This window comes from Rhodoblastus sphagnicola (assembly GCF_002937075.1).
Taxonomy (GTDB): Bacteria; Pseudomonadota; Alphaproteobacteria; order Rhizobiales; family Beijerinckiaceae; genus Rhodoblastus; species Rhodoblastus sphagnicola.
In genome coordinates this window covers 56,699-62,851 of record NZ_NHSJ01000106.1, presented here as the reverse complement: position 1 = coordinate 62,851, position 6,153 = coordinate 56,699, and the positions used below count along the sequence as shown (strand labels likewise).

The 6,153-nt window shown below is 66.8% G+C and carries 3 protein-coding genes; 1 reads left to right on the top strand and 2 read right to left on the bottom strand.

What is annotated here, in order from left to right; translation table 11 throughout:
- A partial coding sequence (locus CCR94_RS17535; protein ID WP_104509134.1) for a bifunctional diguanylate cyclase/phosphodiesterase occupies positions 1-3,432 on the top strand: 3,432 nt, incomplete at its 5' end.
- A gap of 80 nt (positions 3,433-3,512) precedes the next feature.
- On the opposite strand, the gene ntrC is transcribed toward CCR94_RS17535, so the two are convergent.
- On the bottom strand, positions 3,513-4,991 hold the full coding sequence (gene ntrC / locus CCR94_RS17530) for a nitrogen regulation protein NR(I) (protein ID WP_104509133.1): 1,479 nt from the start codon (positions 4,989-4,991) through the stop codon (positions 3,513-3,515).
- A gap of 27 nt (positions 4,992-5,018) precedes the next feature.
- Positions 5,019-6,104 (bottom strand): two-component system sensor histidine kinase NtrB, encoded by a 1,086-nt coding sequence (locus tag CCR94_RS17525; protein ID WP_104509140.1) that lies wholly within the window; start codon positions 6,102-6,104, stop codon positions 5,019-5,021.
- Positions 6,105-6,153: the final 49 nt, after the last annotated feature.

Genomic DNA, 6,153 nt, shown 5'->3' with positions numbered 1-6,153 from the left:
GCGGGGCCGGCGGCGCTGACGCTGGCCGTCATCGGCGCGGGATGGCTGGCGTTCCAGACCAGCGTCGCCTCCATGGAGCGAAATACGCTCGACGAGGTCCGCGCCATCGCACAAATGAAAGCCGGCGATCTCGGACGATGGCTCCAGGCGCAGGAGGCCAATGCGGCCGCGCTGGCGGCCAGCGTCGTCGCTCAGGGCGACCTCGGCGACCTCGATCCCCGCAGGCTCGACATGGCGAAGATCCAGAACAATCTGGCGCGGCGCGGCGCCGATTTCAATTTCGTCGCCGTCGATCTGATCGACGCGGAGGGCCATTCGTTCTTCGCCGCCAACGACAGCCCGGCCCCGGAAATCGCCGCCGCCACGGCGAAAGCCTTCGCGGAGTCCGCGCCGGCCCTGGTCGAACTCCACTTCGGGCGCAGCGCGGTGGGGCCGAGCTTCGGCTTTGTCGCGCCGCTGCCGGTCCATGCGTCCGGCGGCGCGCGCCGCTTCGCGCTCTACGCCAAACTGGCGGCGAGCGATCACCTCTACCCCTTCGTCTTTTCCTGGCCGCTCCCGAGCGCGACCGGGGCCGGCGCGCTCGCGCGTCGCGACGGCTCCGACGTGCTGTTCCTCAGCGGCGTGTTGCGCAATCCCGAGGCGGCGCTGCGCCTGCGCCTGAACTACGCGGACTCGAATGCGCCGATCGTCCGCTTCATGCGCGGGGAGGCCGAGGCCATGCGCGGCGTCGATCCGATGGGAACGCCGGTCTTCGCCGCCGGCGCCAAGGTGCCGGGGACCGGCTGGACGCTGATCGCGCGCATCGACGAAAGCGAGGCGCTGGCCGACAGCAACCTTTACGCGCGCAACGTCGGTCTGGTCGTGGCCCTCGCCATCGCCGCCATCTGGATCATCGCCGGTTTCGTGCTGCAAGACCAGAAACTCGCGCGCGTTCGCGCCGACCGCAATTTGCAGCGCCGCTTTCAGGTGACGTTCGAACAGGCCGCCGTGGGCATGGTCCATGGCGACATTCACGGCCGCCTCGTGCGCGTCAACAGGCGCGCCTGCGAAATGTTCGGCTATTCGGAGGAGGAACTGCTGGCCAACAACGTCCTTCTGCCGGCGTCGCCGGAGGGCCAGGCCGAGATGAGCCGCTATGTCGAGAGCCTGCGCTCCGGCGCGAGCAGGGCCTATTTCTCCGAGCGCCGCTATCGCCGCAAGGACGGCTCCTGGTTCGACGCCGCGATCTCGGTCAGCTTCGCGCAGGGCGAGGACGGCGCGCCCGATTACCTGATGGTCGCGATCGAGGACATTTCCAGCCGCAAGGCGGCGCAGGCCGCGCTCGCGCAGAGCGAGGAGCGTTTCCGGCTGGCGCTGGAGAGCGCGCGGGAAGGGGTGTGGGACTGGCGTCCCGACACCGACGAGGCCTATTTCTCGCCCGGCTGGAAGGCGATGCTGGGCTATGGCGAAGACGAGATCGAAAGCCGCGCCACCGCCTGGCGGCGCGTGGTCGAGGACGAGGGACGCGAGATTTTCAGCCGGCAGTTCCATGAGGTCCGCGCCGGCCTGCGCAAGAGCTTCGAATTCGAGACGCGCATGCGTCACCGCGACGGGCGCTGGATCGACATTCTGTCGCGCGGCTTGCCGGTGTTCGATGCGGCGGGCCGCATGGAGCGGGTGGTCGGCGCCGACACCGACATCACCGAGCGCAAGGCCCATGAGGCGGACTTGCGGCTCGCGCGGGCGGTGTTCGTCAGCACCCATGAAGGCGTCTGCGTCACGGACGCCGCGCGCAACATCATCATGGTCAATCCGGCCTTCGAGGAAATCACCGGCTACAGCGAGGCGGAGGTGCGCGGCGGGAACCCGCGCAAGCTGAAATCGGACCGTCACGAGGCCGACTTCTACCGGGCGATCTGGAAAGACATCGACGCGAAAGGCGTCTGGCGGGGCGAGATCTGGAACCGGCGCAAGGATGGCGTCGTCTATCCGGAATGGCTGACGATTTCGACGGTGCGCGACGCGGCCGGCGCGATCACCCATTATGTCGGCCTGTTCACCGACATATCCCGGATCAAGGAATCCGAGGAGCGGCTGAAATTCCTGGCGCATCACGATCCGCTGACCGGACTGCCCAACCGCACGCTGCTCAGCCTGCGCCTGACGCAGGCGGTCGCGCGCGCGCGCAACGCGGCGAACACCCACAAGGGGGCGACGTTGGCGGCATTGGGCGCCGTGCTGTTCCTTGATATCGACCGCTTCAAGACGGTCAACGACAGCCTCGGCCATGTCGCGGGCGACCAGCTTCTGACGCTCGCCTCCGAACGCTGGAAGAAGGCGCTGCGGCCCAACGACACGCTGGCGCGTTTGGGCGGCGACGAATTCGTGGTCCTGCTCGAAGATCTTCAGGACGCCCACGAGGTGGCCGCCATCGGGCGGCGGCTGATCGCGGCGACCGTCGCGCCCTTCGCGCTGGAGCACGAGCGCGAAGCCTGCGTGGGCCTGAGCATCGGCGTCAGCCTGTTCCCGGTGGATGGGAACGACGATCTCGGCGAACAGGCCGACAACGTGATCCAGCGCGCCGATTCCGCGCTCTATCTCGCCAAGCAGAATGGCGGCGGCGCCCTCTATTTCTATTCGGAAGAGGTGACGGCGGAGGCCAACGCCCGGCTCGCGCTGGAATCCGGATTGCGGCGCGGCCTGGAGCGCGGCGAATTCGTCTTGCAGTTCCAGCCGCTCATTTCGTTGAAGGACCGCGCCATCGTCGGCGTGGAGGCGCTGGTGCGCTGGCGTTCGCCCTCGGGCCTCGTCGCGCCGGACGAGTTCATCCCGCTGGCGGAGAGAACCGGCCTCATTGTCCCGCTGGGCGAGTGGGTTTTGCGCGAGGCCTGCGCGCGGATGAAGTCCTGGCTCGACCAGGGCGCTCGGATCGATGTGATCGCGGTCAATTTCTCGCCCGCGCAACTCAGCCGCGCCAACCTCGCCGAGCGCGTCGCGGCGATCCTCACGGAGACCGGACTGCCGCCGCACTGCCTCGAAATCGAGATCACGGAAAACGCGCTGGCGGAGCCCGGCGGCGAGGTGGAGGCGATGTTGCGCGCGCTGAAGAATTTGGGGGCGCGTCTGTCCATCGACGATTTCGGCGCCGGCCATTCCTCGCTGTTCTATCTCAAGCGCTTCCCCATCGACAAGCTGAAGCTGGATCGCGGTTTCGTCCAGGACATACCGGGCGATCCCGTGAGCATGGAAATCGCCGTCGCGATCATCAGGCTGGCGAATTCGCTGAAAGTCACCGCGCTGGCGGAAGGGGTCGAAACCCAGGAACAGGCCGATTTCCTCGCTGCGAGCGGCTGCGCGCTGGCGCAGGGCTATCTGTTCGACAAGCCGCTGTGGGAAGAGGATTTGCTCAAGCGGCTGCTCCCCGCGCCCGAATCGGAGCGGGCGGCGGGATGAGTCCGGCATTCCGCCCCCTCTCCCCGCTTTGGCGGGGCGAGGGGACGCACGGCGTCCACCGCGCCTGACAACGAAATCCCCTACCGCGTCGTCCGCATCAGCCGCACGTCGAGATCGCGCACTTTTTTACGCAGCGTGTTGCGGTTGAGGCCCAACAGCTCCGCCGCCTTGATCTGGTTGCCGCGCGTCGCGGCGAGAGCGATGGAGATCAGCGGATATTCGATCTCGCGGAGGATGCGGTGATAGAGGCCGGGCGGCGGCAGAGTGTCGCCATGGGTCTTGAACAGGTCGGTCAGATGGCGCTCGACCGACATGGCCAGGGATTCGTCGGACGAAACCGGCTGCGCCGACAGCGAGGCCGAGCCGCTGGGCGGCGTCGGGCGCGGGGCGCCGCTGGCGAGATCGAGGCCCAGCTCCGCCACCACGATCTGCTCGGAAATGGTGTCCTGCGGATAGAGCGCGGCGAGGCGGCGGACGAGATTTTCCAGCTCGCGAATATTGCCCGGCCATTTGTAGCGCTTCATGCGGTCGAGCGCGCCGGGCTCCAGAACTTTCGACGGCAGGCCCTCGTTGGCGGCCTGGACGAAGAAGTGCCGCGCGAGATCGCCGATGTCCTCGGAGCGCTCGCGCAGGGGCGGCAGGCGCAGCGGCACCACATTGAGCCGGAAGAACAGATCCTCGCGGAACAGGCCCTGCTGGATCAGAACGCGCAGATCCTTGTTGGTGGCGGCGACGATGCGGACATTGGTCTTGATCGGCGTGCGCCCGCCAACGGTGGTGTACTCGCCCTGTTGCAGAACGCGTAAAAGCCGGGTCTGGGCGTCCATCGGCATGTCGCCGATCTCGTCGAGGAACAAGGTGCCGCCCTCGGCCTGCTCGAACCGGCCGATCGAGCGCTGGTTGGCGCCGGTGAAGGCGCCCTTCTCGTGGCCGAACAGTTCGGATTCGATCAGGTCGCGCGGAATGGCCGCGACATTGATCGGCACGAACGGCCCCTTCTTGCGCTTGCCATAGTCATGCAGCGCGCGCGCGACCAGTTCCTTGCCGGTGCCGGATTCGCCGGTGATCATCACGGTCAGATCGGACTGCATCAGCCGCGCCAAGGCGCGATAAATGTCCTGCATGGCCGGCGAGCGCCCGACCAGCGGCATGGACTCCATGTCCTCGGGTTCGGGCGCGCGCAGCTTGTTCTTCGGCTCGCTCATGGCGCGGCCGACAATGGCCAGAAGCTCCTTCAAATCGAAGGGTTTGGGCAGATATTCATAGGCGCCGCGCTCGGAAGCCTTGATCGCGGTCATGAACGTGTTCTGCGCGCTCATCACGATCACCGGGAGGTCGGGCCGGGCCTTTTTCACGCGGGGCAGCAGTTCGAAGGCGTTCTCGTCGGGCATGACCACGTCGGTGATCACCAGATCGCCCTCGCCGGCCTCGATCCAGCGCCACAAGGTGCCGGCCGCCCCGGTGGTGCGCACGTCATAACCGGCGCGGGTCAGCGCCTGGCCGACCACGGTGCGGATGGCTGCGTCATCATCGGCGACGAGAATATTGCCGCTTGGCATTCAATGAACCTCCAGAAAATAGCTGTCTCAAGCGTCGCGGCGGGCATAGACCGGCATCAGCATCCTGAACACGGTTTTGCGCGGGTGCGATTCGCATTCTATGACGCCGCCGTGATCGCCGATGATTTTCGCCACCAATGCAAGACCGAGGCCAGAACCCGACGGTTTTGTGGTCACGAACGGGTCGAACAGATGCGGGACGAGATCCTCGGGCACGCCCGGCCCGTTGTCGCGCACGCAGAACTCCAGCGGCAGGCTGACCGGCGAGGCTTTGCCGGGCGTGCGAATCCGCACCCCCGGACGAAAGGCGGTGGTCAGCTCGATCTCGCCCTGCAAGGCGTCCGGCCCGATGGCCTCCGCCGCGTTCTTCACCAGATTGAGAAACACCTGGATCAACTGGTCGCGGTTGGCCAGCACCGGCGGCAGCGAGGGATCGTAGGCTTCGACGAAGCGGATGTTGCGGGCGAAGCCCGCCTGCGCCACCTTGCGCACATGCTCCAGCACTTCATGAATGTTGATGGCGCGGCGCTCCACCGGCCGGCCGTCGGAAAAGGCCTCCATGCGATCGACCAGATTGACGATGCGGTCGGTCTCGTCGCAGATCAGCCGGCACAGGGCGCGGTCCTCGTCGCCGAGCGCGGTCTCCAGCAATTGCGCGGCGCCGCGTATGCCCGACAGCGGATTCTTGATCTCGTGGGCCAGCATCGCGCCCATGGCCGACAGCGAGCGCGCCGCGCCGCGATGGGTGAGCTGTCGGTCCATCTTGTCGGCGATGGTGCGCTCCTGCAACATCACCACCACGCCATTGTCGAGTTGCGGCAGGGGCGCCATGTGAATGTCCACATAGCGTTCGACGCCGATGCGCGGCGTGCCCAGATCGACGCGATATTCATTGATCGGCGCGCGGCGGCTGCGCACCTGCTCGATGGCGCCGATCAGCGGCGAGCCGAACGGCAGCAGCTCCTGAAAGCGAATTTTTTTCAGCGCATTGCGCGACATCGCGAAGAACAGCTCCGCCGCCGGATTGGCGTCGTGGATCATGCCGTCGCCGCCGATCGACAGCAGCGGATGGGGCAGGGCGTTGAGCAGATGGGTCGCCATGCAGGCGTCCATCTCACAATCCGCCTCATTATTAGGCAAAACGCCGAAGGGCGCGCCAACG